Origin of the sequence: Acuticoccus sp. MNP-M23, assembly GCF_031195445.1 — a bacterium.
Taxonomy (GTDB): Bacteria; Pseudomonadota; Alphaproteobacteria; order Rhizobiales; family Amorphaceae; genus Acuticoccus.
Genome location: NZ_CP133480.1, coordinates 4,710,534 through 4,737,106, shown reverse-complemented (window position 1 = coordinate 4,737,106; position 26,573 = coordinate 4,710,534). Strand labels below are relative to the sequence as shown.

Below are 26,573 nucleotides of genomic sequence, written 5' to 3'. Positions count from 1 at the left end.
CACCCCTCTACCTGAACAGCGCCGGCAGCGTCAGCGACAGCGCCGGGACGTAGGTGACGAGCAGCAGAACCACCACCATCGCGCCGTAAAAGGGCAGGAGGCTGCGCACTGTCCGCTCCAGATTGATCCGCGCGATCCCGCAACCGACAATCAGTGACGTACCCACCGGCGGGGTGCACAGGCCGATCCCGAGGTTGAGGATCAGGATGATCCCGAACTGGATCGGGTCCACGCCCACCTTGGTGACGATGGGCAGGAGGATCGGCGTCAGGATCAGGATGAGGATCCCCATGTCCATCAGCATGCCGAGGATGAGCAGAAGGACGTTGATGGACAGGAGCACGAACGCCTTGTTCTCGGAGATGGCAAAGATTGCGTCGGCCAGCAATGCCGGCACCCGGAGGTAGGACAGCAGGAAGCCGAACACCGAGGACGTCATGATGATGGCGGTGACGATGGCAAGCGTGGTGAGGGTGGTTGCAAAGATCCGCCCGATGGCCCGCCGGTTGAGGCTGCGGTAGAAGAAGGCGGTGGCGAGCACTGCATAGACCACGGCAATGGCCGCCGATTCGGTGGCGGTGAAGATGCCGGTGAGAATGCCGCCGATGATGATGACGATGGTGAAGAGCCCGACCAGCGCATTGCCGATCACCTGCAACCCCTGGCGCATGGTGTAGCGGGCGCCGACGGGGTGGTTCTCCTTCACCGCAACGAACCAGCAGATCACCATCAGCGACAGGCCGAGGAGCACACCCGGCACATAGCCCGCCAGAAACAGCGTGCTGATGGGCAGCCCGCCGGCCGCCAGCGCATAGAAGATCATGTTCTGACTGGGCGGGATCAGCACCCCTTGCACGGAGGAGGTGACCGTCACGGCCACCGAGTAGCCGGCGGGGTAGCCGCTTTTGGTCATGGCCGGGATCATGATGGAGCCGATGGACGCGACGTCGGCCACGGAGGAACCGGAAATGCCGCCGAACAGCGTGCTGGCGACCACGTTGCCCTGGGCAAGCCCGCCGCGCAGACGGCCCACCAGCACGTCGGCGAGCTTCACCAGCCGGTCAGAAATACCGCCTTCGCCCATGATGTTGCCGACCAGAATGAAGAACGGCACGGCCAGAAAGGTAAAGGTGTTGAGCCCGTTCACCATCCGCTGCGCGACCATCAGGAGCGGCAGGCCGAGATAGAGCGTTGTGGCGAGCGACGAGATGCCGAGTGCGAACGCGATCGGAACGCGCAGCCCCATCAGGAGCAGGAAGCCGCCGAGCAGCAGCGCAATGCCCATGTAGTCAACCGGCATTGAGCGGCTCCATGGCGGTGATCGGCGCGTTGCCGAGTTCACGCAAGAGAATGTTGCTGATGGCGTTGAAGGTGCCGAGCGCACCGCCCACCAGCGTCGGAACGTAAAGCCAGGCCTTGGAGAGGCTGGATGCGGGAAGGAGCTGCTTGCCGGCCAGCGCCACAAGGTCCTGCCCGTAGACCACCACCACCAGCATGAACCCTGCGGTGAGGAGCTGGGCCATGAAGTCCAGAGTGAGGGCGAGGGGGTAGGGGAGCATGTCGCGGAAGAAACTGATGGCGACATGCTCGTGCCGGCGGATGCCGACCGCAATTGCCAGCATCCCGAACCAGATGAGGCAGAGAAGGGCGACCTCCTCCGACCAGCTGGTGGGGTTGTTCAGGACAAAGCGCAGGAACACCTGCAGGCAGGTGATCGCGGTGATGACCACCAGAAGGGCATAACAAACCCAGCTTGCGACGACGTTCAGACCGTCAACGAAGCGCGCAAAATGTCGTCGCAAGGCCGTTACCCTTCCTGCTTGTGCCCGGAACCGCCTGCTACTCGGCCTTCACGGCCTTGATGCGCTCGATCAGAGGCGCAAGGTCGGGAAATTCGTCGTAGATCGGAGCGACGGCGGCCTGGAACGGGGCGTTGTCGATCTCGGTCACGACGGAGCCTGCGGCCTCAACGGTCTTTCGGGCTTCCGCGTTGGCAGCGCGCATGGCGTCCCGCTCGAACATGGCGGCTTCCTTGGCAGCCTTAGAGATGGCCTCCTGCTGGTCGGCAGGCAGCCCGTCAAACTTTGCCTTGTTCATGATGAGGATGGCGGGCGGGCTGAGGTGACCGTCCTCCACGTAGTTGGGAGCAACCTCGTAGTGGCCTGACGTCTGGTAGGACACATAGTCGTTCTCGGCGCCGTCGATCACGCCGGTCTGCAGCGCGGAGTAGACCTCACCGTAGTTCATCGGCGTCGGCACGGCGCCCAGAAGCTCGACCATGCGGATGGAAATCGGTGCCGGCTGCACGCGGATCTTGAGACCCTCGAGGTCCTCCAGCGATTTCACCGGCTTGCCTTCGACGGTGTAGAACGAGCGCGAACCGGCATCCATGAACTCGAAGCCGACGAGGCCGACATCGGCAAGGTCGGCGCGGACTTCGTCGCCCACATCACCGTCCAGCACGGCGTATTTCTGGTCCCAGCCGCTGAAGATGTAGGGGAGGGTCGTGACGCCCATGGAGGGGCTGACGTTGGCCAGCACCACAGCGTTCACGCGAGACAGGTCGACGATGCCGGCCTGCGCCTGCTCGATCGTCTCGGGCTCCTGGCCAAGCTGGGCGCCGGAGAACACCTGAACGACAACTTCGCCGTCGGTATATTCCTTCACCAGATCGGCGAATTTGTGCATCGCCTCGGTGACCGGATTGCCTTCCGGCTGGTTTTCCGCAAGGCGCAGGACGGTTTGCGCCGAAGCGCCGCCGACCATCAAAGACGTGCTCAGTCCGGCCGCGAGTAGAGCGGTGATATAAGCCTTCACAACGAGATCCCCCTTGTATTGGTTAAGGGCAGTATTCGTCCTGCAATCACAGCCGTCAATAATTTAGAACGGATTGTGATTAAAAATATGGTTTGTGCGCGTCGTGGGCGATTGACCGGAATCCGGGGGTGTGGCTAATTTCCGGTCAACTTCTGTTCAGAAATTAGGGTTGGGAGCCTTTATGCAATTCATCGTGCATGAGGATGGTGCGGCACTGGCAGCGGCGGCCGCTGCGGAGGGCGCTGTGGCCATCGAGGCCGCCATCGCGAAAAAGGGCGCGGCTGTCGTCGTGCTCGCCACAGGTGCCAGCCAGTTCGCGATGCTGGCCGAGCTGGTCGGGACAGACATCGACTGGGGCAAGGTGACCGTCTTCCACCTCGACGAATATGTCGGCCTCGGGACCGACCATCCGGCCAGCTTCCGCGGCTACCTCAATGAACGGTTCGTGGCCCGCGTGCCGGCGTTGCGCGAATTTCTGGCCGTGGAAGGCGATGCGCCCGACATTGACGCGGAGATCGCGCGGCTGAATGCGCGGCTTGCCCCGCTGGAGGTGGACGTGTGTTTCGCGGGGATCGGCGAAAACTGCCATCTTGCGTTCAACGATCCGCCCGCCAATTTCGAGGTCGACGACCCCTATATCGTCGTCGAGCTGGACGAGGCGTGCCGCCGCCAGCAGCTTGGCGAAGGCTGGTTTCCCGATCTTGAATCGGTGCCGAAAACCGCCGTTTCCATGAGCGTGCGGCAGATCATGAAGGCAAAGAAGATCGTCCTGTCCGTGCCCGATGAGCGCAAGGCAAACGCCGTGCGCCATGCGGTGGAAGGCGAGATCGGCAACCTTTATCCCGCCTCGGTACTCCAGAACCATCCCGCAGCCACACTCCACCTCGACCCGCCGGCGGCCTCGCTTCTGGCCGGACGAAAGGGGTGAGCGCTTTCGTCGGAGACGGGCTGTTCGACCTTCAGGTCAACGGTTACGCCGGTGTCGACTTCAACGATCCATCCATCGGCCCGGCTGCGATGGATATTGCGCTGGAGGCCATGCGGGCCGCCGGCGTGACGGGGTGCCTACCCACCATCATCACCGCCCACGAGGGCGAGCTGGTCGAGCGTTTCCGGGCGCTCGACGCGGCGGTGACCGGGAGCCGCCTCGGGGCAGAAATGGTGCCGGGCTACCATCTGGAAGGGCCGTTTCTCAATCCGGACGACGGCTACCGCGGCGTTCATCCGGCGGCCGCCATGGGCGATCCGGACATTGCGCTGGTCGACACGTTGGAGGCTGGCCTGTCGCGGCCGATCCTGCTCGTCACGTTTGCGCCGGAACGGGCGGGCGCCGCCGCCTTTGCCCGCGCTCTGGCGCAGCGGGGCAAGGCGATGGGGATGGCCCATTCGGCCGCCGGCTTTGCCGATGTGCGCGCGGCAGCGGACGCGGGGCTGACGCTGTCCACCCACCTTGGCAACGGCCTGCCGCAGACCCTGCCGAAGCTGGAAAACACGTTCCTTGCGCAGCTGGCCGAAAAGCGGCTCACCGCCTGCGTCATTGCCGACGGGCATCACATGTCGCCGGATGCCCTCTCGGCGATCGTGGCACTGAAGGGAACGTCGCGGACCATCCTCGTCACCGATGCGGTGCTGGCGGCGGCCGCGCCGGCCGGGCACTACCGCTTTGCCGGGATGGACGTGAAACGCACCGATGCGGGGGCGGTGGTCCCGGCCGAAGGGGCGAACCTTGCCGGCTCCGCGCTGACGCTAGATGACGCGGTGCGCAACGTGGTGCGCTGGGGGGTTGCGGACCTTCCCACCGCCGTTGCCATGGCAGCTGCGCAGCCGCGGGCAGCCTTGCAGGTTGCGCTCGACCACCACAGCATCAGACTGGATCCGGGCCGCGTTGCGTGGAGCGACGCGCTGGAGCCTTCGCCGGCAGCGTGAGCCGCCGCCGGCGAAAGCCCGATCAGTTGGCGACGCTTTGCGTCACCACGGCGTTCATCAGCGCAAGCTGGCGGCTCACGATGGTTGCCTTGCCCGCGCCGTTCTTTTCCAGCGCCTGACAGTAGGCACCGCCCAGATCCACCACGCGATTGGTGGTGGTCGCATCGGGGTTGCTCGCATCGTACTTGGCAATCAGGTCGCCGACGGCGGCATCGTCAAGGGTCGATGCGGCGGCCATGGTCTCGATTTGCCCGCGGAGCGCTGCGCTGATGCGGTCTGCCGGCACGTTGGGGCAGGTGTCGGCCATTGTGGCGCCGGGGGTGCTGCTGGTCACGTTGCGCAGGCCTGCCACCATGTCGGGCCGGGCGTTGGCGGGCGCGTCGTTGCCCCAGGACGTGCGCACATGGTTGGCGAGCGCGGCGATCTGCTCATTGCTCAGCGAATCGCGGAAACTCGGCATGGCGCCATAATCGCCCATCGGTGCAATCCCTTCCAGGAGCACCGAAATCACGTTGACCGGCGAACGGGCGAGCACCGCGCCGGACCCCACCAGAGACGCAGCGACGCCGGGCGCACCCTCGCCGTCCGCACCGTGGCAGGTAACGCACTCGCCCTCGAACAGGCCGGCCCATTCCTGGCGCAGCGCCGGTGTGATTTTCACCTCTTCGGGCGCGGACCGCTTGTCGTCGGACGGCGGCTGATCCTTCATGTAGGTGGCGATGGCGTGAACGTCGCTGGGGGGGATTGTGGCAAGCTCGCCCAGAACTTCGGCCATGGGGCCGACGGCCACGTGGTTCATGCCGTCATTGCCGTTGAGGAAACCTTCCAGCCGGGCAACGTCCCAGTCGGCGATCACTGAATCGGGACCGTCTGAAATGTCGGGTGCATACCATTCGGCAACGCGCGAGCCCTGAAGTGAACGTGAGGTGATCGGCCCGCCCACAGCATCCCGGGGCGTGTGGCACGCGCCGCAGTGCGACAACGCCTCCACCAGATAGGCGCCGCGGTTCCAGACCTCGCTCTTGGTGGTGTCGGGCTGGAACCGACCTTCGGTGAAGAACAGCATCTGCCAGCCGAACACGCTCGCCCGCACGTCGAACGGGAAGGGGAGCTGGTTGACGTCGACACGATTGTTCACCGGCTCTACGGTCTGCATGTAGGCCCACAGGGCGTCGATGTCGTCGTCGGTCATCTTGGTGAAGTGGACGTAAGGCATGGACGGGTAGAGGGGGAGCCCGTCCTTCTTCACGCCGCGGCGCAGCGCACCCTCGAAATCGTCGCGGGTCCACGTGCCGATCCCGGTTTCCTTGTCCGGGGTGATGTTGGCGGTGGCCATGTCCCCGAACGGCGTCGACAGCACGGTGCCGCCGGCGAAGGGTTTGCCGGAAGGTCCGGTGTGGCACGCCGAGCAGCCGGACGCGTTCGAAACGAGTTGGCCCGCCTCGACAGATCCCGAGTCGGCCGCCATCGCGCCCGGACTGGCGAGCAGCGACGCAGAAAGCGCGGCCGCGATGTGGGTGAACATTCGTCTCGTCTTCATTTTTCATCCCCTCAAGTGCGGCGTGCTGATCGCGCCGGCACGTTCCCCGTGCCTGTGGATGAGCTAGGCCTGACGCCCGGCTACCTTCAACACGAAGCCGATTTTCCGCTTATTCGCCTTGTTGTATCAAGTTAAATATAGGTATCGGGGCTGTCTCGGAGCTGTAGCACCCTCTGCCGTCAACCAGATATTGCCGCAATAGCCGTTTGATTGAGGCTCGCGTCCAATGTCGCTTGTCGCGTGCAGCCATCAGCAGACGGACCTCAGCGGCGGCGGGCGTGTCGGCGCGGGAGAGTTGGTCAGGTCAGTGTTTCGGCCAGATAATCCACGAAAGCACGCACCCGCGCCGGAAGGTTTGGCCCGCCGGCAAACACGGCGTGGATGATCTCCTCGTCGCCGGGGTTGTATGCCTCGAGTATGCGGACCAGACGGCCGTCGGCCAGCTCTGCGGCCACACTGAAGGTGCCCACCCGCGTGATCCCCACCCCCGCTGTGGCGAGCTGGCCAAGGGTTTCGCCGTTGTTGGCCTCGATGTTTCCCCGGACGCTCAGGGCATAATCGCGCCCGTCCCGGCGGAAGGGCCAGATGGGCTCGGCCCGGCGGAAATTGAACCCAAGGCAGTTGTGGCCGTGAAGGTCCTCCGGAACCAAAGGCGTCCCATGACGGGAGAGATAATCCGGCGAGGCGACCACGGCACGGCCGGAAACGCCGAGCTTGCGTGCCATCAGCGCGCTGTCGGCCAGAGGGCCGAAGCGGATGCCGACGTCGGCCTGTCCGGCTGCAATGTCCACCAGGCGGTCGCTGAGGTTGAGGTCCACCAGAATATGCGGATAACGCCGCGAAAATTCGCCCAGCAAAGGCACGATGCAAAGCCGCCCGTGGGCCTGCGAGGCGCTGACGCGCAGTCGGCCCCGCGGTGCGCCCCGGTCGGCAATGGCCTGCTCGGTGTCATCGAGATCGGCCAGAATGCGGCGGGCTGCGCCGAGATAGGCCTGCCCCTCCGCCGTCAGTGTCAGCCTGCGTGTGGTGCGCAGGATGAGGCGCACGCCAAGGCGCTGTTCGGTGCGGTCCACGCTGCGGCTGACCGCTGACGGGGTGAGGCCCAACGCCCGGCCGGCGGCCGAAAAGCTCCCCTTCGCGGCCACGGCAACAAACATTTCCAGCGCGCGGGTGCGGTCGACCGGCGGGTCCGTCTTTGCGTTCAATTCAAAGATCCTTGGCTTTTGCCCTCCCTACTGCGGGCGGGCTGCGGCGTCCATCTTGGCCGGGAAGCAAATTTCCCTGCGGAGAATCAAATGGAATACCGGCAACTTGGCCGCTCGGGCCTGCGCGTTCCGGCTCTCAGTTTCGGCGCTGGCACGTTCGGCGGCAGCGGGCCGCTCTTTCGCGCCTGGGGCACAACCGACGCGGCGGAAGCCCGCCGGCTGGTGGACATCTGCATCGAAGCCGGCGTCACCCTGTTCGACACCGCCGACGTCTATTCTGACGGCGCGTCGGAAGAGGTGCTGGGCGCGGCGATCAAGGGGCGGCGCGGTGAGGTGATGATCTCCACCAAGACCGGCCTTCCCACCGGCGACCGGCCGGGGGACTGGGGCGCGTCGCGCGGGCGGTTGATCGGCGCGGTCGAGGCCGCGCTCCGCCGCCTCGGCACGGACCACATCGACATTTTTCAGCTCCACGCGCTGGATGCCTTCACGCCGGTGGAAGAGCTGCTGTCCACGCTGGATGGGCTGGTGGCTGCCGGCAAGGTGCGCCACGCGGGCGTGTCCAACTATCCCGGCTGGCAGCTGATGAAGGCCCTCGCCGCCGCCGACCGACACGGCTGGCCGCGTTTCGTGGCGCACCAGGTGTACTACTCGCTGATCGGCCGCGCCTACGAGGCGGACCTGATGCCGCTGGGCGCGGACCAGGGCGTCGGCGCGCTGGTGTGGAGCCCGCTGGGGTGGGGGCGCCTCACCGGCAAGGTTCGCCGCGGCAGTCCGTTGCCGGATGGCAGCCGCCTGCACGAAACCGAACAGTTCGCCCCGCCTGTCACGCAGGAACACCTTTACAATGTCGTTGATGCGCTGGATCTGGTGGCCGAACAGACCGGCAAGACCGTTCCCCAGATTGCGCTCAACTGGCTTCTCACCCGTCCGACCGTCTCTTCGGTCATCGTCGGTGCGCGCAACGAGAGCCAGCTGCGGCAAAATCTCGGGGCAGTGGGCTGGTCGCTCACTGCCGAACAGATCGCGCTTCTGGACAAGGCCTCCGATCAGCTGCCGCCCTATCCGCACACGCCCTACCGCCAGCAGGAAGGCTTTGCCCGCCTGAACCCGGCGCTGGTCTGAGAGAAGTTCGCGACATGAAGATCAATCTACCGCTTGTCGCCCTCGCCACGGGGGCCTTCGGCATTGGCGTGACCGAGTTTGCGCCCATGGGGATGCTGCCGGTGATGGCGGCCGACCTTGGCATTTCGATCCCCGCGGCGGGCCTTCTCGTCAGCGCCTACGCCATCGGCGTTCTGGCGGGGGCACCCTTGATGATCCTCACCACCGGCCGGATGCGCCGGCGCAGTTTGCTGATTGCGCTCGCCGGCATTTTCACCGCCGGCAACGCCCTTTCCGCCGTGTCCGGCAGCTACGAGCTTCTGGTCATGTCGCGCTTGATCACCGCGCTCAACCACGGCGCGTTCTTCGGCGTGGGCGCGGTGGTTGCGGCCGGTCTGGTGACACCGGACAAACGGGCCGCGGCGGTCGCCACCATGTTCATGGGGCTCGCGGTCGCCAACGTTGTCGGCGTGCCGCTTGCCTCCTATGTGGGCGAGGCGATCGACTGGCGCACGGTGTTCTGGGGGATTGCCGCGCTTGGCGTCGTCACCATGGCGGCGCTGCGGTTCACCTTGCCGGACGCGCCGGCGCCGCAGGCGGGCAACGCGCTCGCCGAGCTCAAGGTCCTGTCGCGCGGATCGGTTCTGGCCGCGTTTGGCCTGACGGTGCTTGGCTCCAGCGCGATGTTCACCGTCTTCACCTACATCGCCCCGATCCTCCAGGGCGAAACCGGCGTGTCGGCCATCATGGTGTCCGTGATGCTGGTGATCTACGGGCTCGGCCTTGCTCTCGGCAACTGGCTCGGCGGCTACTTTGCCGACCGCTCGGTGGACATGACGCTGGCGGTCGCGCTCGGCAGCGTCAGCGTCATCCTCTTCGTGTTTGCGGGGCTGATGCACTACGAGGTCGCCACCGCCCTGATCATGGCGGTGTGGGGCGTCGCCACCTTCGCGATGATTGCACCGATGCAGATGCGGGTGATGGGGGCAGCGGCCGATGCGCCCAACCTTGCCTCCGCGGTCAACATCGGCGCCTTCAACCTTGGCAACGCCATTGGCGCGGCTCTGGGCGGCGCGGTGATCTCGGCGGGGCTTGGCTACCCCGCCGTGTCGCTGACCGGGGCCGTGATGGCGGCGCTCGGCCTTGCCGCCGTGTTCCTCACGCGCGAACGGGCGCCGCAGCCCGTCCTTTGCGACAGGGCGGCCTGAGGTTCAGGCGGCCTTGCGGGTGGCCCACCCGGTCACCCGCTGCTCGATCAGCGAGAAGATCACGTAGAGCGTGACGCCCATGACGGAGAGGACGCCAAGCCCCGCAAACACCAGCGGCACGTTGAACGAGGCGGAGGCCACCAGCATCATGTTGCCGATGCCGCGGTTGGAGGCCACCGTCTCCGCAATCACCGAGCCGACGAAGGAGAGCGTGATCGCCACCTTCAGCGAGGCGAAGAAATAGGGCATCGACCGCGGCAGGCCGACATTCCACAGGATGTCGAGCTTGGACGCCTTCATCGACTTCATCACGTCTTCCAGCTCCGGCTCCACGGTGGCGATCCCTGTCGCGACGTTCACCACAATGGGGAAGATGCAGATGATCATGGCCGTCAAAATGGCAGGCACGGTGCCGGCGCCGAACCACAGGACGAAGATCGGCACCACCGCCACCTTGGGGATTGACGAGATTCCGACGAGCAGCGGATAGGCCGTGTCGAACGCCAGCTTCGACGACCCGATGAGAACGCCAAGCGAAAGCCCGATGACGACACCGAACGCAAAACCGACCAGCGTTGTGTAGAGCGTCTGGTAGGCGTGGGGGGCGATGGCCGGGGCGTACTGGATGAACGTCGCGTAGATCTCTGTGGGCTTGGGCAGCACCAGCGACGAGATGTTGAAGAGCCGGCACGCACCCTCCCACACCACAAACACGCCGACGATGAGGATTGCCGAATAGATCTTGCGGCGGACGGTGTCGTTCATGCGGCAGCTCCCTGCGCGGCGCGCGGCAGGGGCCGCGCCGTCCCGGTGGGGGTGCGCACGATGAGGGCGCGGAGATCCTGCACGATCTTCGTAAAATCGGCCTCGAAGGTGATGTCGAGGCTGCGGGGGCGGGCAAAGTCGATGGCGCGGTCCTCGAGGATGCGGCCGGGGCGGGGGCTCATCACGATGACGCGGTTGGCGAGGAAGGCGGCTTCCCGCAAATCATGGGTGACGAGGAGGACGGTGGAGCGCCGCTCTTGCCACAGGTCCTGGAGGGTAAGCCAGAGTTCCTCGCGGGTGAACTGGTCGAGCGCGCCGAAGGGCTCGTCCAGCAGCAGGAGGTCCGGTTCGTGGACCAGCGCGCGCGCAAGGTTGGCGCGCTGCTGCATCCCGCCGGAGAGCTGGTAGGGGTGATTGTCGGCAAAGTCGATCAGGCCGACGTGCTCCAGAAGCGCGTCCACCCTGTCGCGAAACTCGCCGTTCTTCTTGGCGCGGTATTCTCCGCGGAAGGGCTGCACGATCTTCAGCGGCAGCATCACATTGGCGCGGATCGTCTTCCACGGCAAAAGCGTGGACGACTGGAACGCCATACCGACCCGCACCGGGTTGGCGCCAAGCTCCCGCCCGCCCGAAAATACATGCCCGCCCGAGGGGGCGAGAAGCTCCGACACGATCTTCAGGATCGTCGACTTGCCGCAGCCGGACGGGCCGACGAGGGCGACGAAATCGCCCGCCGCCACCTTGAGGTTGGTGGGGGCCAGCGCGGGGGTCGCCTTCTTGCCGCGCCCGTAGGTGACGGACACGTCGTCGAACTGGATCAGCGGGTGGTCTGTCGCGGGCGGGCGGGGCGGTTGCATGGGCAAACCTTCAGGCCGGGTGAGGGCACACGGCGGTTGCGGGGTATTGGGTCAGAGCGCGGCCCAGCCGCCGTCGACAGGAATGTCGACGCCGGTCAGCTGGCGCGCCCTGTCGGACGCCAGGAACAGCGTGGCGGCGGCAATGTCCTCGTCGGTCGACACGCGTTTCAGCGCATAGTCGGCGGCGTGGCGCTCGGCGGCTTCCTCTTCGGTGATGCCGAGCCGGCGGGCCATTTCCGGCACCACCTTGGTGCGAAAGCGCGGCCCGTCGACCATGCCCGGTGCCACGCAGTTGACGTTGACGTTGTCGCCACCAAGCTCGATCGCAAAGCTCTTGGTCAGACCGCGCAGGCCCCACTTGGAGCTGGAGTAGGCGAGCCGCCCGGCCTTTCCCTTCATGCCGAAGGTGCCGCCGACATTGACGATCTTGCCGAACTTGCGCCCCTGCATGTGCGGCGCCACGGCGCGGATCATGTGGAACGGCCCGCCCATGTTGAGCGAGACGATCTCGTCATACTCCGCGGCGGTTGTCTCGGTGCCGGTCTTGCCGATGGGGCCGGTGCCGCCGGCGACATTCACCAGAATGTCGATCCGCCCGAACGTCTCCACCACCGATGCCACCGCAGCGTCCACCGCCGCGGCATCGGTCACGTCACAGCCGACGACCTCCACGCGGCGGCCCATGGCGCGGCACTCCTCGGCAACCGGGGCGATGGCGTCGGTGTCGCGCCCGAACAGCGCAAGGTCGACGCCCTCTTCGGCAAAGGCGCGGGTGATTGCCGCGCCCATCCCCTTGGCAGGTCCCGTGATTACGGCGACCTGCCCCTGCATGTGTAGTTCCATGGTTCAGACCAGTTTGTAGATCCGCTCGTCTTCCGGCGGAAGGAACGCATCGGTGTAGATTTCGGAGATTTCCGGCGTACGCGGAAGGTCGTTCGCTTCGACCACAATGTCGATGGCTTTCTGGAACCGCTCGGGGTCGACGCTGCCGAGGCCGAGCTTGGCGACCTCGGGGTGGTTCATCTCGTCGGCGAGCGTTGCGAGGAGGCGCTCCTTCTCCACCGCCTTGTTGATCAACGGCTCGCGCGCGGCGACCGCCTCGACCCCGGCGTCAATGTCGGCCAGCGTGTCGGCAATGGCGCGGTTGATGGCGCGCACCAGGCCCTTCACCACCTCGGGCTGCTCCTCGGCCATCTTCTTGGGCACGATGATGCCGTTGGAATAAAGGTCCATCCCGTAGTCGCCGTAGGAGATGAAGCGGATCTCCTTGTCCGGGTCCATGCCGGAGAGCTTGGCGGAGAAGCGGATGGTGTTGACGTAGCCGAACACCCCGTCCACCTGGCCGGACTTCAGCATCTGTTCGCGCAAATTAGGCTGGAAGTTGGTGATCTCGATGTCCGAAGTATCGAGCCCCGCGACCGACGTGAAGGCAGGCCACAGCTTCAGCGCGCCATCGTTGGCCGAACCGCCGAGGAGCTTGCCCTCAAGGTCCTTCGCGGTCGTGATGTCGCTGTCGGCCAGCACCGCCACGGTGAAGGGCGGCTTGTTGTACATCTGGTAGACGCAGATGGGCGCTTCGTCGGGCTTGAGGGCGGCGAGCTGGATGAGGGCATTCACGTCGCCGAAGCCGGTGTCGTAGGAGCCGGACGCGACGGCGCCCACGGCAGCGCCGGAGCCGTTGCCCTGGTCCATCTGCACTTCGATGCCGTATTCCTCGAAATAGCCCTTGTCCTGCGCAATAAAGAACCAAGCCTGCGGGCCCTGGTAGCGCCAGTTGAGGATCATGCTGATCTTTTCGAGATCCGCGGCGAGGGCGGCCTTGAAGCCTGTTCCGGCGAGGAGGCCGGCGGCGGCTGTGGTCTTGAGGAGAGAGCGGCGCGTAAGAGACATCGATGTTCCTTTCAGCGGGCGAAGGGGCGGCAACAGAAGCGAGGATCGGGCCGGTTTTGGCGGTGAGGCCGCCGCGCGTCCCCGCCAGAACGATGGTCACGGACCGTGGCGGAGTGCGGCATGGGCGGATGATGGCTGGTGTGCGTGTTGCTGTCTTCTGCTATGAAGTGCGCAGTCCGTTGTCCAAAACGCGACGCCGAGGTCGACCGTGCGCCATCTCACCACCTTCCGCGTAATTGACGTTGTGGCGCGCACCGGCTCCATCCGCCGCGCGGCGGAATCGCTGGCACTGACCCCATCGGCGGTGCAGCGCCGGGTGAGCGGGTTCGAGACCGAAATCGGCCAGCAGATCTTCGAGCGGCTGGCGACGGGGGTGCGCCTCAACGCAGCCGGCGAGCTGGTGGTCCACCACATCCGCGAAGAATTTGCCGGCACCGAGCGCCTGCGCTCCCGCCTTTCGGACCTTGAGGGCGTGCGGCGCGGCCACGTCTCCATTGCCTGCTCGCAGGCCCTGGCGCCGCACTTCCTGCCGGACGAAATTGCCGCCTACCGCGCTGATTTTCCGCAAGTCACGTTTGACGTGCGGGTGCTCGACCATCTTGCCGCCATCGACGCGGTGGAGGATTATTCGGTCGATCTCGCGCTGGTCTACGGCGTTGAAGACATGCCGGCGATCGATATCATCGCCGCTGTCCGCCAGGATATCGCGATGGTGGTTGCGCGCGATCATCCCCTCGCGGGTGCTGGCGAAGCGCGGTTGCGGCATCTTCTGGATTATCCGCTGGCGCTGCCTTTGCGCAGTTTCGAGGGGCGGCGGCTGCTGGATCGCTCGATGGCGCGCAAGGGGTTTGCGGTGGCGCCGCAGCTGGAAAGCAACTCGTTTGAATTCCTGAAAGCCTATGTGGCGCGCACCGATGCGGTGACGATCCAGATCCCGGTCGGGGCGCCGGACCGCGGCGGCGATGCGCCCGTGGTGTCGGTGCCCATTGCGGAGCGAGACCTTGCCCCGGGCATGTTGACGCTGCGCCAGTTGAAGGGCCGCACCCTGTCGGTGGCCGCAGCCCGTTTTGCCGACCAGATCCGCGCGACCCTCCAGCAGCGCTTCGCCGCGTAGCAGCAGGGTTTCCCGCCGCGCGAATTTGACTTGGCGAAGGCGGCTCCTCTGCGATGGATGGTGGCGGCAAGCTGGCTATCCGCAGGACTTCGCCACCTCTTCAGCGAGCCTTGCCACGTTGTCGCGTGCATCCAGAACCGCCCAGTCGCGCGGGCGGCCGGCGCTGCGCTGCTGGGCGCGCAAAACGCTGATGTCTGCATCGGATGCATCGCCGGTGCGCGCAGCCACGCGTGCCGCCAGGGTGTCGGCCGGTGCCTCCAGCCAGACCCCTGTGAAGGGCGCACCATGCGCCGCTGCAAGCGCGCGGACGGCGTTGCGTTCGGCGTCTTCGGTAAACGTTGCATCGACAATTGCCGGCCAGCCGGCACGCAGCGCGCGGGCGGCATCGACCCGCATGCGTTGGTACACGCGCCGGGTCTCACTGGCACAATAGGCTGAGGGCGGCAGCGGCGTTTCCGGCAGAACCCCGGCCAGATGCTTGCGCGTGGTATCGGAACGCAGCACCACGGCAGAAAGCCGCGGGCAAAGCGCCCGTGCGAGCGTCGTCTTGCCCGTGCCGGAAAGGCCGCCAATGGCCACAAGGCGGGGGACGGGCGACCGCAAGACGGCAGCTTCGGCGGCTTTGATGGCGGGCGCCGGATCGCGCGCCTTGGTGACGGCAACCAGCGCGCGCACCATCGCGCGCAAACCCTTGAAAAGCGGCAGCAGGGCCAGCCCGCCATAATCGCGCGTCCACTCCAGGTAGCGGGAGAGGAGCCGGCTGGAGAGATCGTCACGGCCGCGCTGCTCCAAGTCCACCAGAACGAACGCAAGGTCGTGGAGCACGTCGATTGTCGCCATCGTCTCGGCAAATTCGAGCGCGTCGAACGGGGTCGGCTTGCCCTGCCACAGGCAGATATTGGAGAGATGCAGGTCGCCGTGGCAAAGGCGCACGAAGCCGTGGCGGGCGCGGGCCTCCAGAAGCCGGGCATGGCGCGCGATCAGCGCGTCGGTCGCGCCTGCCCACGCGGCCACAGCGGTTTTCAGCGCGGGCGTGGTGAGCTGCCCGGTCAGGTCTTGCGCCAGCTGGGCGGCGAGCGCTCGCATGCTGGCAACCTGATCGGGCCGCCGCCGGATGGAGGCGGCCCGGTGCAGCGCTGCGATGGCGTCCGCGGTGCCGTCGATCTGGGCGGGGGTGACGGTGCCCGCATCCACCATGGCATCCAGCTGTGCGTCTTTCGCAAACCGGCGCATTTCCACCACCCAGTCCACCGGAACGCCGTCCCCGCCAATGGCAAGGTGCTCGCCGCTGGTGACCGGCCGCACGCCGAGATAGATGTCCGGCGCAGTGGCTGCGTTCCGCCGCACTTCCTCGCGGCAATAATGGGCGCGCTGCGGGACGGTGGAATAGTCCACCACGCTCCAATGCCGTGCCTTCTTGAGCTTCAGCACCCGCTCGCCAGCCAGAAAGATGTGCGATAGATGGGTTTCGATGTGCTCGGGCATCACGCCGTCATGCGCCGCGGGGCTGGCGAGAAATGCCACCACCGCATCCTGGCCCGTCGCCGGCGCGGAAGGTCGTGCGGGATCTTCCATCATCCGTCCTTGCAGCGCCTGCCGCGCTGGCGGCCTGTTGCGGCAGGGCGACCGAAGGCGCCCGCCGGCAGCATCATCAATGCGACATCAGGAGCGGGCGGTCCGCCGTTTCCATCAGGTCCCGGGTGGCTCCGCCGAGAAGCATCTGACCGATGCGCGAATGACCGTAGGCGCCGCTGACGACGAGGTCGGCGTTCATGTCGGCGGCGTGGGTGAGGAAGGCGCTCGCAAACCCGCGATCCTCGCCGGGGATCGCGTTGACGGACACGGCAATGCCGTGCCGCGCGAGCATTGTGGCAAGGTCCGCGCCCGGCACCTCACCGTGCCTGGCCGTCGACACGTGCGGGTCCACGGTGACCACATGAACATCGTCCGCAGCCAGCATCAGCGGGATGGCGTTGGCAACAGCGCGCGCGGCCTCGGCCCCCGCGTCCCAGGCAATGGCAACGCGCTGGCCGATCCCGGTGAGCGTACACCCCGGCGGGCAGATCAACATCGGCTTGCCACTCTCGAACAGCGTCGTATCGAGCAGCTGGTGCCAGTTTCCCTCGGTGTTCCGCTGCGGAAAGATTGAAATGTCGGCGTAGCGCGCATGGCGGGCAAATTCGGCACCGGCGAGACCGCCAGGGCGCAGCGTCGCGCGAACCTCGAACGAGCCTCCCAACCGTTCCAGCTTGCCCCGGATCTCATCGGCGCCGGCTTTCAGCTCGTTGCGGGCGTCTTCCAGGTCCAGCCCGTAATTTGCGGCTGGCACGTCGATCATGCTGGCGTAAGGCACTGAGGGTTCGAGACCCACCAGGAGCGCCACCAGATGCGCGTCGCGCTCTGCCGCAAAGGCTGCGGCAGCTTCCACGAGCGACCAGCCGGGCTCAGTGTTTTCGGCATGTACAAGTACGGTCTTGAACGCCATTTCATCACCCATCTTCCTGTTCGGGATTGCAGGATGGATTGTCTGGCGGGTCATTTCGTTGACGATCGTCAAAACCCCGGACGGGGCGGGACCATAAGCACGACCACCAATCCGTCGGCTGACAGGAAACGAGACCATCCATGCGACTGACGCGCTACTTCCCGATCCTCTCGTGGGCACCACAATACACACACAGCGCGTTTGGAGGCGATCTGCTGGCCGCGATCATCGTGACCATCATGCTGATCCCCCAGTCGCTCGCCTATGCGCTGCTCGCCGGACTGCCGGCAGAGGTGGGGCTCTACGCCTCAATTCTGCCGCTGGTGCTGTACGCGATCTTCGGCACCAGCCGGGCGCTTGCTGTCGGGCCGGTCGCTGTCGTTTCGTTGATGACGGCGGCCGCGGTCAGCCAGGTGGCGCCGCAGGGGTCGGCGCAATATCTGGAAGCCGCCGTGGTTCTGGCGCTCATGTCGGGGCTTCTTCTGGTGGCGCTGGGGCTGTTCCGCCTCGGCTTCATCGCCAACTTTCTGAGCCATCCGGTCATCTCCGGCTTCATCACCGCATCGGGCATCATCATTGCGGCAAGCCAGTTGCGGCATATTCTCGGCATCAGCGGGGGCGGCTACAACCTCCTGGACATTGTCCGCTCGCTCTGGGCCGATCTGCCCGCCACCAACTGGCGCACGCTGGTCATTGGCGCCTCGACGCTGGTCTTCCTGTTCTGGGTCCGCCGCGGGCTGAAGCCTCTGCTCGAACGCGCCGGGATGCCAGCCGCCGCCGCAGCCGCGGTCGCCAAGACCGGGCCGGTGTTTGCCGTCGTCATCAGCACCGCGGCGGTCTGGTTGCTCGATCTCAACGCTGCCGGCGTCGCAATTGTGGGCAGCATTCCCACCGGGCTGCCAGAGCCGGCCGTGCCGCGCTTCGACCTTGACCAATGGCTGACGCTGGCCGGCGCGGCGGCGCTGATCTCTGTCATCGGCTTTGTGGAGTCGGTTTCCGTGGCGCAGACGCTGGCCGCCAAGAAGCGCGAGCGGATCGACCCGGATCAGGAGCTGATCGGTCTTGGCGCCGCCAACATTGCGTCAGCCTTTTCCGCCGGCTACCCCGTGACCGGCGGCTTTGCCCGCTCAGTCGTCAACTTTGATGCGGGCGCGCGCACGCCGGCGGCCGGGGCCTATACCGCCGTCGGCATCGCGGGCGCGACGTTGTTTCTGACGCCACTTCTGTACTTTTTGCCCACCGCAACGCTGGCCGCCACCATCATTGTCGCCGTCACGTCGCTCATCGACTTTGCCATCCTCAAGCGCACCTTCGCCTACGCCAGGGCCGATTTTGCGGCAGTGGCCATCACCATTCTCGTCACTCTTGGCGTGGGGGTGGACATGGGGGTCACGGCGGGTGTGCTGACCTCGCTCATCTTGTTCCTCTACAAGACCAGCCGCCCACACGTTGCCGTTGTCGGGCTGGTTCCGGGCACGCACCATTTTCGCAATATCAACCGGCACGAAGTCATCACCAGCCCTGCGGTCCTCAGCCTCAGGATCGACGAGAGCCTCTATTTTGCCAACAGCCGCTTTCTGGAAGACCGGGTGTTGAAGGAGGTGGCCGACAACAAGGGCCTTCGCCATGTGATCCTGATGTGCTCGGCGGTAAACGAGATCGATTCCAGCGCGCTGGAATCGCTTGAGGCAATCAACGCACGGCTGAAGGACATGGGGGTGAAGTTCCACCTGTCGGAGGTGAAGGGCCCGGTCACCGACCGTCTTCACCGCACGCACTTTCTGGACGCGCTGACCGGACAGGTCTTTCTCTCCCAGTACGATGCCGCCACCGCGCTCGACCCGGCCCTCCTGTCGATCCCGCCGGGCGGAGAGGACGTTGTCGTCTGACGTTTTGTGGCGCGTCGGGCGTGCGCAGAAGTGGCAGCGTTCGCGCGAGCAGGGATGGCCGGGGCAGGGGCGGCGGCAGGCTGTGCCCGTGCGCCGCCCGATTGTGACTGCGGGAGAGCCGGTTCAGAAGAGGAAGTCACCTGCATCGAGGTCGGCCGCTGCAAAGCCCATAAGCGTGATCGTGTTCCCGGCGCCATCGTCGATCACGGCATTGCCGCCGACGCTGGACAGATGATTGTTGGCAAGGTCCGAGAAATTGCTGATCGAATCAACGTCGACCAAAATGATTTTTTCGGAATTGGCGTCGTCAAAATCGCTGATCCGATCATCGCCAAAATTACCGCCGAAAAAGAAGCGGTCGGAGCCATCCTGCCCGATGAGGACGTCGTCGCCGGCTTCGCCTTCCAGCCGGTCTGCATCATCGCCGCCGACGAGGCGGTCGCAGCCGGCGCCGCCGAACAGATTGTCTTCGCCGCTGCCGCCGATCAGCCTATCAGCGCCACCATCGCCGCGGAGCGCGTCGTTGCCGCCGCCGCCGTTCAACCGATCTTCGTCGTTGCCGCCGAAAAGACTGTCATCGCCGTCATTGCCATTTAGAACGTCTTCGCCATCCTCGCCCCGGATTGCATCGTCATCTGCGCCGCCCGCCAGAGTATCGCTGCCGCTACCGCCGCGCATAAAGTCGTTGCCACCGTCACCGAGCAGCCTGTCGTCGCCGCCGCCACCCAACATGTTGTCCGCGCCGCCGCCGGCTTCGACGACCTCGTCTGCAGCCCCGCCGCTGAAAATATCATCCCCATCGCCCAGGTCGATCAGACCGTTGACGAAGCCGCCGCCAGCAGCCTTGTAGACATCCTCACCGGCGCCGAGCAGCACGTCGCCGTGGATCGAGCCGCTGTTGAAGACGCTGAAGGTGGCGTCAAGGTCGAGGTTGCTTCCTGTCGGCTCTTGGTCTGCGACAGATGCGTTCAGGACGGCAAGGCGCAGGCCGTTGTCGGGATTGAACTCGCCGATGATGACCCCGTCGTTCACGAGGACGTTGCCGGTCCCTGACGATGCGACTGCGGCGGAGAAACCGCCACTGTCACTGCCGTAGCCATTCGAGCCACCGACGACTGTACCCGTCGCGGTAATATTGATCTCGGTGTCGTTCGATCCCGTAAGGGCGAAGATGCCGCCGTCGCGGGCGTACACGCTGCCGGCCACCGTAATGCGATTGCCGCTGCCGGCGGCGCGAATCCCTTCCGCGCCGTCGCTGTCGAGGCCGGACACCTGCCCCGTCGCAGTGATGACGAGTTGATCATTGCCGTTGAGACTTGCCCCGATGGAAGAGCCGATCGCAGTGCCGGCCACATAGACGCGGCCCGCATTTGCTGTGAAAGTGATGGCGGTCGTCGCCTGGGCAATTCCTGTTGCCGTAATGTAGCGGGGCTCGTCGCTATCGACCAACACCGAACCTTGGAGTGAATTGATTATAATAGTCAATTTAAGTCCTCACTGAACTCGGGAACCATACTTTAGGACGATAGTCCGTCAGTTAGACGAAATCTACCACGGGATCATCACATGTGACCGGAGCAGTTTGACCCGCGGAATATTCCGGGACTGCTCAATGTGAGTTGAGACGAAAAATGGTCATTCGTGGAGCGCGCGTTTCCTCCGACCAGACATTTCTAGCCGCTTTATAGAAACAATATATGGAATTATGACGCTTAGGGCAGTTCATTGTTCCATGCACATGTGATGTGAACAGCGCCGCGCGACGGAATATGCGTGGATTGTCAGGGCAGGGTCGGCAACCAGAAAAGATGGCTCCTCGCCTCGTGCCGACTTCAGCCGACCTGAGGGGGAACTGCTTCACCGGCAGTCGTCTGTTCGCTGAATGTGAGGGGCGGTTCGGGTGGTAGCGGAGGAGGGACTCGAACCCCCGACACGCGGATTATGATTCCGCTGCTCTAACCAGCTGAGCTACTCCGCCGGACCGGATGCGGCGGAATAACCGCATGGACGGGCCGAAGTCAACCGGCCTTGGTGTAGGTGAGGAGAGTTATCATCCCCATTGGCGGCAAAGGCTCGTTTCCCACAAGGTCGAGGCCGGGAACCGACAGCAATCCTTCGACCGGAAGCGAGGGGTTCCAGCCGAGCTTTTTGCCAAACGGGCCGAGCAGCCTGTCCGTCACCTGCCACGGACCGGACTTCGCCTCGAAGTGGCTTGCCACAAGGATCGTCCCGCCCGGACGGGTGACGCGCGCAAATTCCGACAACACCTGCCGGGGGTCGGGCACCGCCGTCACGGTGAACATGCAGATCACGCCGTCGAACGCATTGTCGGGAAAGCCGAGCGTCATCAGGTCCATCTCGGCGATGGCCTCGACGCCGGGAAGCGTGCTGGCGCGCTTGCGGGCGATCTTCAGCATGTCGTGGGACAGGTCGACACCGACGAGGCTGACATTTTCGCCATAAAGGGAGAGCGCCGAGCCGGAGCCGACGCCAGCCTCCAGAAAGCGGCCGCCGATGGCGTTGACGCGTCTGGCCGCCACCTTGCGCGCCGGCACGGTGGGGCTAGCGATGATTTCGTAAACCGGCGCCCAGCGGGCGTACGCGGACTTGACGTGTTTGCCTTCGACGGCGCTGGTCTTTGATACGGTCATGGAGAACTTCAGGCGGGGGCGAGGGAGGAGATGGAAGCCGGTGTGCGCTCGATGAAACCGCCGCCGAGGACTTCGGCGCCGTTCGATGCGCTGTCATAAAGGACGCAGGCCTGGCCGGGCGCCACGCCTTCTTCTCCGCCCACCAGGTCAACGGTGAACACGCCATCGGTGATCCGCGCAATGCCGGGGCGGGGCGGGCGCGACGACCGGACCCGTGCAAACACGGCGCGCTCTTCACCCTCCCCAAGCGGCTCGGCAAGCCAGTTGGGATCGCGCAGCGTGACGGTGTGTGTGGCGAGCGCCTCGCGCGGGCCGACAATGAGCCGATGGCGCGGCGCGTCGATGGCGATGACGAACAGCGGATCGCCAAGCGCAATGTTGAGTCCGCGACGCTGGCCCACGGTGTAGTTGATGACACCCTCGTGGGTGCCAAGCACCCGGCCGTCCACATGGACAATATCGCCGGACTGGGTGGCATCCGGCCGCATGGCGGCGACCACGCGGGCATAGCGCCCGTCGGGCACGAAGCAGATGTCCTGACTGTCCGGCTTGTCGGCCACCACAAGGTCCATTTCGGCGGCAAGGGCGCGCACCCGGTCCTTGGGCATGTCGCCCAGGGGAAAGCGGACGAACTCAAGCTGCTCAGGCGTGGTGGCGAACAGGAAATAGCTCTGGTCGCGCCGCTCGTCGTGCGGGCGGTAGAGGCGGCGCCGCCCATTCACGGTGCGGCTTGCCACATAGTGGCCTGTGGCCAGCGCAGAGGCCCCCAGCGTGCGGGCGGCGGCCAGAAGGTCGGTGAACTTGACCGTCTGGTTGCACGCGATGCAGGGCACCGGCGTTTCGCCCCTGGCGTAGGCGTCGGCAAACGCTTCGATCACACCTTCGTGGAAGCGGCTTTCGTAGTTCAGCACGTAGTGCGCAATGCCCAGCCGGTCGGCGACCAGACGGGCATCGTGAATGTCGCTGCCGGCGCAACAGGCGCCCTTCTTCTGGGTGGCTGCGCCATGGTCGTAAAGCTGCAGGGTCATGCCGATGACGTCGAAGCCCTCGGCCGCCAGCAATCCGGCGACGACGGAGGAATCGACGCCGCCCGACATCGCGACCACAACGCGGTGGTCCTGGGGGCGGCCCGGCAAGTCCAGGCTATTTGTCTCAATCGCGCTCATAAGGCGTTAGCTAGGCGCATTCGTGGCAAACGGCAACATCGTCGGGATTAGGCGGCTGTTAATGACCGGGGCGCTTTAGTCCCGTTGTCAAGTTTGTGCGTTGCGTATCGAGTCCATCATGTCCGAGTATCCACAGCCCCGTTACCGCTATGTCATTGGTCCCGACGGGACGCCATTGACCCTCGCGGACCTTCCCCCGCCCAACACAAAGCGTTGGGTGATCCGGCGCAAGGCGGAAGTTGTGGCGGCCGTGCGCGGCGGTCTCCTGTCCATCGAGGAAGCGTGTGACCGTTACACGCTGACCATCGAGGAGTTCCTCAACTGGAACGCCCTGATCGACCGGCATGGTCTGGCCGGGTTGCGCGCCACCAAGGTGCAGCACTACCGCGGCTGAGCTGAAATAAGACAATGCGAATCGCCCGCCGGCAAACACGGTTTCCGGCGGGCGATTGCGTCAGCGGGCAGCGATCCGTACGTCTTCCGCCGCAGGGTCCCGGTGTTCCAGCACCATCTTCTCCACGGTGCGCATGGCGCCGGCGTCCGCATCGTAGGTGCGGCGGGCAAGGCGGATGGTGCGGTCTGCCGTGTCGATGTCGCAAAGCGCATAGCCGGCGGCTGCGTGCTTGGACCCGTCCGACGAGGCGGACGGCACGCCGATCATCGGCGCTGCGCCGCGCGGCGTGTCCAGCCGTGTGACCGACCATTCGTGATTGTGCCCGAACAGCACCAGATCGGCGCAACCCTCTGACAGGATGCGCGACACCTCGGCGTGGTCCGACAGGCCGCGATGCCCGGTGGCGAGCTCATCGTCCGGCGGATGGTGAATGAGAATCACCTTGTAGGCATCATCCACACGGTCGAGCAGGGTGGCGAGGCGCTCGCGCTGGGTCACGCCCACCCGGCCGCGCGCCGAAAGGGGCGGGGTTGCCACAGCGGTGGAAATGCCGATGAACGCCACATCCCCCCGCCGCCGCAAATAGGGGAAATTCTGCACCCCGTCGTCGCCGGACATGTAGGGCGCCCAGGCCGCCTTCGCCGCCTTGAGGGCGCCGGGCACGTAGGCATCGTGGTTACCGGGCACCAGGCTCACCTTGTCTGGCGGCCCGAGCCGCGCCAGCACCGAAGCTGCCGTTTCATATTCCTGCGGCAGAGCGATGTTCACCAGGTCTCCGGTGACGCAAACATGATCGACGTTGCGGCTCTTGATGTCGCCGATCAGCGCCTCGAGGATCGCTTCATCCAGCGAGCCGCGCCGGTTGCGCAGCCAGTTCAGGTAGCCGAACACGCGCTTGGACATGAGCGCCGTGACTGGCGGACGCGGCAGGGGGCCGAGATGGAGGTCGGACAGATGAGCAATACGGATTCGGGACAACGAAGGCACTCCAAAGCCGGTGCGGAGGCGGTGTGTTCCAACCTTGGTGCAGCCTGGCGCGCTCCGGCGCAAGCCATGGCCCGTTCAGGTGGCTGATCCGCGGGGGAAAATAATCTGGCGTCTGCGCGCGCTGGTCCGCCCGCCGGTGACCCTTGGCGTGCGGATAATGGTGATCGACGCGGCAGACCGGATCGTCCTTGTTCGCCACACCTATACTGCGGGCTGGCACTGCCCCGGTGGCGGCGTCGACCCGCACGAGAGTGCGCGGGAGGCCGCCGAGCGGGAGCTTTGGGAGGAAACCGGTCTGCGGCTGGACGGTCCCGCCGAATTTTTCGGGTTCTATTTCAACAAGGCGCTGGAGGGGCGGGATCATGTGGCGCTGTTCGTGAGGCGGCTGCCTTACCAGCTGGCGCCGGACATGCTGCGGGCGGAGGCGGGCGAAATTGCCGAAGTGAACCTCTTCCCGGTGGGCAGTTTGCCGCAGGGGGCGGGCGCAAGTCTCAATCGCCGCCTTGCCGAGGTTCTGGATGGCGCCCCCCGTACCGAGCTTTGGTAAAGCCCCAACCGCCTGATTTCGCGCTGTGAAACCGATGGCGCGGGCGGTCGCGAGTCTGTTGCCGATAGCAATCAGAGGTTAGGACAGTTGTCATAATTTAAAGTTTAGTCGCGGTCTTTCGTGAGTTAAATTGCGGAACGATCCCGATTTTTAGGCATTCTTCCCCCAACGACCCGGTGAGATGCCGGATTGGACAAGACCTCTGGAAGGAAACAATATGTATAACTTCGCAAAGATCATTGGCGCAGCTGCTGTAACCCTGCTTATCGCAGCTCCCGTCCAGGCGCAGACCGCAGCTGAAATGGTTCGCGACCACGACCTCAACCAGGATGGCCTGCTGGACAATGACGAGTTTGGCGGCCTCTTTGCCGACCGCAGCGACTATCGGACGATCGACGCCAACCAGGACGGCATGATCGACGAGAACGAGTACAATCGCAGCGTGATGATGCGGTATGACGCGGACAAGGACGGCATGCTCAACGAAGAAGAGTATGGCGCGTTCGACAACGACGGCATCTTCAACCGCTAAGCCATCGCCGAACGCCGGGAGACCGGCACTGTCGACGGCAAGACGCCGCCCGGACCTTTGTCCGGGCGGCGTTTTTGCGTGGGGCGGCCTCTGGCCGTTCAGTCCGGCTGCGTGGCGGCCGACGGTTCGGCGGGGCTTGATGCTGCGCCGCTCGCCGCAGCTTTCCTCTGGCGCTCCGCAAGGTCGAGCTTGTGGTTGGCGACCCGCGCGTAGGCGTAGCGGATCTTGGCGGCGAATTCCGGTGAGGCTTCGGCCTTTGCGGCCAGACTGTCGGTAATTTCGGTGACCAGCTTCATCCCCTTGTCGGCCGAGAGCGAGAGGAGCGCAATGTCGCCCCCGGCCTCGATCATCAGCCGCGCGGCATCCGCAGAGCCCCAGCGTTTCTCCACCGCATCCATGGCGAGATCGTCGCTCACCACAACGCCGTCAAAGCAGAATGTGTCGCGCAGGATGGTCTGGATTGCGACGGGCGACAGCGATGCCGGCAGGTCGCCGGGGCCTGTCACGCCGTCCAGCTCCAGATGGCCGATCATCACCATGTCGGCTTCATCTTCATCAATCAGCGCCTGAAAGGGTTCAAGCTCGACCGGTGACCATGTGCTGGTCAGGTCGATGGCGCCGATGTGGCTGTCGGCCCGCGAAGAGCCGTGGCCGGGAAAATGCTTGAGCGCGGTGGCGACGCCGGCGGCATGGTGGGCATCGATGAACGCCTCGGCGTAGCGCTCCACCGTCTCCGGATCGTCGCCATAGGCACGGCCGAACTGGGCGATCACCGGGTTGTTGGGGTTGATTGACAGGTCCACCACCGGGCCGAAATTGGCATTGAAGCCGAGGTCCGCCAGCGCTTCCGCCATCTCGTTATAGGTCTTGCGCGCGTCTTCGATGCTGCCTTCGGCAACGTCGGCGGCGGAGGGGGTATCGGGACCGCCTTCGCTGGGGCGAAGGCGCATCACGGCGCCGCCTTCCTGGTCCACCGCAATCATCGCGGGCAGGAGCGGATTGGCTGCGACGAGGATCTCGTTGACGCCCCGCGTCTCGTCGGCGGATTTGATGTTGTGACGGAAGGTGAGGACGCCGCCGATCTCGGAACGGCGCAGCGCGTCCTGCGCAATGGCGACCCCGGCCGAATCGGGCGCCGAGCCCGAATAGCTGACCACCAGAAGCTGCCCGATCATCTGGCGCAGCGACAGTTCGCGCAGCGGACGCGGCAGCCTTGTCCATGACAGGGCAGGGTCCGCAGGCTTGCAGTCCGTTTCGGGCACGATGTAGTGCGCCGGCCTCGTCTGCGGCACTGCCACAAAGTCCTCCGGCCGTTCGATCAGCCCGTCGATGGGTGGCCACGGGATGCGCGCTTGCGCAAACGCCGGAACGGCAGTGAGCGTAAGCGATGCAGCCAGCACGGCGGACGCGGCACGGCGAATAGGCGTTGCGGGCATGACGGCGACGGCCATCTCATGCGCCTCCTTGGAAATCTGCGGGACCGGCGGGCCGGGACC

At 65.4% G+C, this 26,573-nt stretch carries 25 protein-coding genes and 1 tRNA gene; 9 read left to right on the top strand and 17 right to left on the bottom strand.

Annotated elements, in window-relative coordinates; genetic code table 11:
• Positions 1 to 7: 7 nt before the first annotated feature.
• From RDV64_RS21745 to RDV64_RS21735, 3 genes are read right to left on the bottom strand one after another with little or no spacing between them, the layout of a single operon-like run.
• A complete protein-coding gene (locus RDV64_RS21745; RefSeq protein ID WP_309197067.1) occupies positions 8 to 1,300 on the bottom strand; it encodes a TRAP transporter large permease in 1,293 nt (430 codons plus the stop codon).
• Positions 1,290 to 1,802: a TRAP transporter small permease gene (locus tag RDV64_RS21740; protein WP_309197066.1), complete on the bottom strand. Its 513-nt coding sequence runs from the start codon at positions 1,800 to 1,802 to the stop codon at positions 1,290 to 1,292. Before RDV64_RS21740 ends, RDV64_RS21745 begins: the two co-directional genes overlap by 11 nt.
• Before the next feature lie 37 nt (positions 1,803 to 1,839).
• The gene (locus RDV64_RS21735; RefSeq protein WP_309197065.1) at positions 1,840 to 2,817 is read right to left on the bottom strand and encodes a TRAP transporter substrate-binding protein; all 978 of its coding nucleotides are present in this window, start codon (positions 2,815 to 2,817) and stop codon (positions 1,840 to 1,842) included.
• Between the two features lie 181 nt (positions 2,818 to 2,998).
• Here RDV64_RS21735 and RDV64_RS21730 point away from each other — a divergent pair, with 181 nt between their 5' ends.
• Both RDV64_RS21730 and RDV64_RS21725 read left to right on the top strand, forming a co-directional pair.
• Entirely contained in the window at positions 2,999 to 3,745 is a 747-nt protein-coding gene (locus RDV64_RS21730) for a glucosamine-6-phosphate deaminase (protein WP_309197064.1), read from the top strand.
• Positions 3,742 to 4,743, top strand: a complete 1,002-nt coding sequence (locus tag RDV64_RS21725; RefSeq protein ID WP_309197063.1) for an N-acetylglucosamine-6-phosphate deacetylase — start codon at positions 3,742 to 3,744, stop codon at positions 4,741 to 4,743. Before RDV64_RS21730 ends, RDV64_RS21725 begins: the two co-directional genes overlap by 4 nt.
• A 22-nt stretch (positions 4,744 to 4,765) precedes the next feature.
• On the opposite strand, the gene RDV64_RS21720 is transcribed toward RDV64_RS21725, so the two are convergent.
• Both RDV64_RS21720 and RDV64_RS21715 read right to left on the bottom strand, forming a co-directional pair.
• Positions 4,766 to 6,283: a cytochrome c gene (locus RDV64_RS21720; RefSeq protein WP_309197062.1), complete on the bottom strand. Its 1,518-nt coding sequence runs from the start codon at positions 6,281 to 6,283 to the stop codon at positions 4,766 to 4,768.
• A 299-nt stretch (positions 6,284 to 6,582) separates the two neighbouring features.
• On the bottom strand, positions 6,583 to 7,440 hold the full coding sequence (locus tag RDV64_RS21715) for a LysR substrate-binding domain-containing protein (RefSeq protein ID WP_309199569.1): 858 nt from the start codon (positions 7,438 to 7,440) through the stop codon (positions 6,583 to 6,585).
• Positions 7,441 to 7,578: 138 nt separating this feature from the next.
• Here RDV64_RS21715 and RDV64_RS21710 point away from each other — a divergent pair, with 138 nt between their 5' ends.
• Both RDV64_RS21710 and RDV64_RS21705 read left to right on the top strand, forming a co-directional pair.
• The gene (locus RDV64_RS21710; protein WP_309197061.1) at positions 7,579 to 8,613 is read left to right on the top strand and encodes an aldo/keto reductase; all 1,035 of its coding nucleotides are present in this window, start codon (positions 7,579 to 7,581) and stop codon (positions 8,611 to 8,613) included.
• A 14-nt stretch (positions 8,614 to 8,627) separates the two neighbouring features.
• Positions 8,628 to 9,800, top strand: coding sequence for an MFS transporter (locus tag RDV64_RS21705; protein WP_309197060.1), 1,173 nt, complete (start codon positions 8,628 to 8,630; stop codon positions 9,798 to 9,800).
• Positions 9,801 to 9,803: 3 nt separating this feature from the next.
• On the opposite strand, the gene RDV64_RS21700 is transcribed toward RDV64_RS21705, so the two are convergent.
• Genes RDV64_RS21700 through RDV64_RS21685 form a run of 4 tightly spaced genes read right to left on the bottom strand, consistent with a single transcriptional unit; the run spans position 9,804 to position 13,312 of the window.
• Positions 9,804 to 10,565 carry an ABC transporter permease gene (locus RDV64_RS21700; RefSeq protein ID WP_309197059.1) on the bottom strand — a complete coding sequence of 254 codons (762 nt, stop codon included), beginning with the start codon at positions 10,563 to 10,565 and terminating at the stop codon, positions 9,804 to 9,806.
• The gene (locus tag RDV64_RS21695; protein WP_309197058.1) at positions 10,562 to 11,422 is read right to left on the bottom strand and encodes an ABC transporter ATP-binding protein; all 861 of its coding nucleotides are present in this window, start codon (positions 11,420 to 11,422) and stop codon (positions 10,562 to 10,564) included. The genes RDV64_RS21700 and RDV64_RS21695 overlap by 4 nt, the downstream gene beginning before the upstream one ends.
• Positions 11,423 to 11,473: 51 nt before the next feature.
• Positions 11,474 to 12,265 (bottom strand): SDR family oxidoreductase, encoded by a 792-nt coding sequence (locus RDV64_RS21690; protein ID WP_309197057.1) that lies wholly within the window; start codon positions 12,263 to 12,265, stop codon positions 11,474 to 11,476.
• Positions 12,266 to 12,268: 3 nt separating this feature from the next.
• On the bottom strand, positions 12,269 to 13,312 hold the full coding sequence (locus RDV64_RS21685) for an ABC transporter substrate-binding protein (RefSeq protein ID WP_309197056.1): 1,044 nt from the start codon (positions 13,310 to 13,312) through the stop codon (positions 12,269 to 12,271).
• A 208-nt stretch (positions 13,313 to 13,520) separates the two neighbouring features.
• Here RDV64_RS21685 and RDV64_RS21680 point away from each other — a divergent pair, with 208 nt between their 5' ends.
• A complete protein-coding gene (locus RDV64_RS21680; RefSeq protein ID WP_309197055.1) occupies positions 13,521 to 14,426 on the top strand; it encodes a LysR family transcriptional regulator in 906 nt (301 codons plus the stop codon).
• A gap of 75 nt (positions 14,427 to 14,501) precedes the next feature.
• Here RDV64_RS21680 and RDV64_RS21675 read toward each other — a convergent pair whose 3' ends face one another.
• Both RDV64_RS21675 and RDV64_RS21670 read right to left on the bottom strand, forming a co-directional pair.
• Entirely contained in the window at positions 14,502 to 16,004 is a 1,503-nt protein-coding gene (locus RDV64_RS21675; RefSeq protein WP_309197054.1) for an AAA family ATPase, read from the bottom strand.
• 73 nt (positions 16,005 to 16,077) lie between these two features.
• Entirely contained in the window at positions 16,078 to 16,923 is an 846-nt protein-coding gene (locus RDV64_RS21670) for a universal stress protein (protein WP_309197053.1), read from the bottom strand.
• A gap of 128 nt (positions 16,924 to 17,051) precedes the next feature.
• On the opposite strand from RDV64_RS21670, the gene RDV64_RS21665 reads away from it, so the two are divergent.
• Positions 17,052 to 18,800: a sulfate permease gene (locus RDV64_RS21665; RefSeq protein ID WP_309197052.1), complete on the top strand. Its 1,749-nt coding sequence runs from the start codon at positions 17,052 to 17,054 to the stop codon at positions 18,798 to 18,800.
• Between the two features lie 123 nt (positions 18,801 to 18,923).
• Here the strand turns inward: RDV64_RS21665 and RDV64_RS21660 are convergent, their stop codons facing one another.
• The 4 genes from RDV64_RS21660 to mnmA all read right to left on the bottom strand — a co-directional run bounded on the left by RDV64_RS21660 (position 18,924) and on the right by mnmA (position 22,608).
• Positions 18,924 to 20,249 (bottom strand): calcium-binding protein, encoded by a 1,326-nt coding sequence (locus tag RDV64_RS21660; RefSeq protein WP_309197051.1) that lies wholly within the window; start codon positions 20,247 to 20,249, stop codon positions 18,924 to 18,926.
• A gap of 452 nt (positions 20,250 to 20,701) precedes the next feature.
• Positions 20,702 to 20,778, bottom strand: a tRNA-Met gene (locus RDV64_RS21655).
• A gap of 40 nt (positions 20,779 to 20,818) precedes the next feature.
• The gene (locus RDV64_RS21650; RefSeq protein WP_309197050.1) at positions 20,819 to 21,451 is read right to left on the bottom strand and encodes a class I SAM-dependent methyltransferase; all 633 of its coding nucleotides are present in this window, start codon (positions 21,449 to 21,451) and stop codon (positions 20,819 to 20,821) included.
• Positions 21,452 to 21,459: 8 nt separating this feature from the next.
• Positions 21,460 to 22,608: a tRNA 2-thiouridine(34) synthase MnmA gene (gene mnmA, locus RDV64_RS21645; protein WP_309199568.1), complete on the bottom strand. Its 1,149-nt coding sequence runs from the start codon at positions 22,606 to 22,608 to the stop codon at positions 21,460 to 21,462.
• 127 nt (positions 22,609 to 22,735) lie between these two features.
• Here mnmA and RDV64_RS21640 point away from each other — a divergent pair, with 127 nt between their 5' ends.
• Positions 22,736 to 23,011, top strand: a complete 276-nt coding sequence (locus RDV64_RS21640) for a DUF1153 domain-containing protein (protein WP_309197049.1) — start codon at positions 22,736 to 22,738, stop codon at positions 23,009 to 23,011.
• A gap of 60 nt (positions 23,012 to 23,071) precedes the next feature.
• On the opposite strand, the gene RDV64_RS21635 is transcribed toward RDV64_RS21640, so the two are convergent.
• On the bottom strand, positions 23,072 to 23,989 hold the full coding sequence (locus RDV64_RS21635) for a metallophosphoesterase (protein WP_309197048.1): 918 nt from the start codon (positions 23,987 to 23,989) through the stop codon (positions 23,072 to 23,074).
• An 88-nt stretch (positions 23,990 to 24,077) separates the two neighbouring features.
• On the opposite strand from RDV64_RS21635, the gene RDV64_RS21630 reads away from it, so the two are divergent.
• Positions 24,078 to 24,545, top strand: coding sequence for an NUDIX domain-containing protein (locus RDV64_RS21630; protein WP_309197047.1), 468 nt, complete (start codon positions 24,078 to 24,080; stop codon positions 24,543 to 24,545).
• A gap of 217 nt (positions 24,546 to 24,762) precedes the next feature.
• Positions 24,763 to 25,077 carry a hypothetical protein gene (locus RDV64_RS21625; protein WP_309197046.1) on the top strand — a complete coding sequence of 105 codons (315 nt, stop codon included), beginning with the start codon at positions 24,763 to 24,765 and terminating at the stop codon, positions 25,075 to 25,077.
• Positions 25,078 to 25,175: 98 nt separating this feature from the next.
• Here the strand turns inward: RDV64_RS21625 and RDV64_RS21620 are convergent, their stop codons facing one another.
• On the bottom strand, positions 25,176 to 26,528 hold the full coding sequence (locus RDV64_RS21620; RefSeq protein ID WP_309197045.1) for a glycoside hydrolase family 3 N-terminal domain-containing protein: 1,353 nt from the start codon (positions 26,526 to 26,528) through the stop codon (positions 25,176 to 25,178).
• Positions 26,529 to 26,573: the final 45 nt, after the last annotated feature.

Excerpts from the sequence above, each read along its gene's own strand:
- RDV64_RS21745 (WP_309197067.1), bottom strand. The coding sequence starts at position 1,300 with ATGCCGGTTGACTACATGGGCATTGCGCTGCTGCTCGGCGGCTTCCTG.
- RDV64_RS21730 (WP_309197064.1), top strand. The coding sequence starts at position 2,999 with ATGCAATTCATCGTGCATGAGGATGGTGCGGCACTGGCAGCGGCGGCC.
- RDV64_RS21720 (WP_309197062.1), bottom strand. The coding sequence starts at position 6,283 with ATGAAGACGAGACGAATGTTCACCCACATCGCGGCCGCGCTTTCTGCG.
- RDV64_RS21715 (WP_309199569.1), bottom strand. The coding sequence starts at position 7,440 with ATGTTTGTTGCCGTGGCCGCGAAGGGGAGCTTTTCGGCCGCCGGCCGG.
- RDV64_RS21710 (WP_309197061.1), top strand. The coding sequence starts at position 7,579 with ATGGAATACCGGCAACTTGGCCGCTCGGGCCTGCGCGTTCCGGCTCTC.
- RDV64_RS21705 (WP_309197060.1), top strand. The coding sequence starts at position 8,628 with ATGAAGATCAATCTACCGCTTGTCGCCCTCGCCACGGGGGCCTTCGGC.
- RDV64_RS21700 (WP_309197059.1), bottom strand. The coding sequence starts at position 10,565 with ATGAACGACACCGTCCGCCGCAAGATCTATTCGGCAATCCTCATCGTC.
- RDV64_RS21695 (WP_309197058.1), bottom strand. The coding sequence starts at position 11,422 with ATGCAACCGCCCCGCCCGCCCGCGACAGACCACCCGCTGATCCAGTTC.
- RDV64_RS21690 (WP_309197057.1), bottom strand. The coding sequence starts at position 12,265 with ATGGAACTACACATGCAGGGGCAGGTCGCCGTAATCACGGGACCTGCC.
- RDV64_RS21685 (WP_309197056.1), bottom strand. The coding sequence starts at position 13,312 with ATGTCTCTTACGCGCCGCTCTCTCCTCAAGACCACAGCCGCCGCCGGC.
- RDV64_RS21675 (WP_309197054.1), bottom strand. The coding sequence starts at position 16,004 with ATGATGGAAGATCCCGCACGACCTTCCGCGCCGGCGACGGGCCAGGAT.
- RDV64_RS21670 (WP_309197053.1), bottom strand. The coding sequence starts at position 16,923 with ATGGGTGATGAAATGGCGTTCAAGACCGTACTTGTACATGCCGAAAAC.
- RDV64_RS21665 (WP_309197052.1), top strand. The coding sequence starts at position 17,052 with ATGCGACTGACGCGCTACTTCCCGATCCTCTCGTGGGCACCACAATAC.
- RDV64_RS21650 (WP_309197050.1), bottom strand. The coding sequence starts at position 21,451 with ATGACCGTATCAAAGACCAGCGCCGTCGAAGGCAAACACGTCAAGTCC.
- RDV64_RS21640 (WP_309197049.1), top strand. The coding sequence starts at position 22,736 with ATGTCCGAGTATCCACAGCCCCGTTACCGCTATGTCATTGGTCCCGAC.
- RDV64_RS21625 (WP_309197046.1), top strand. The coding sequence starts at position 24,763 with ATGTATAACTTCGCAAAGATCATTGGCGCAGCTGCTGTAACCCTGCTT.
- RDV64_RS21620 (WP_309197045.1), bottom strand. The coding sequence starts at position 26,528 with ATGGCCGTCGCCGTCATGCCCGCAACGCCTATTCGCCGTGCCGCGTCC.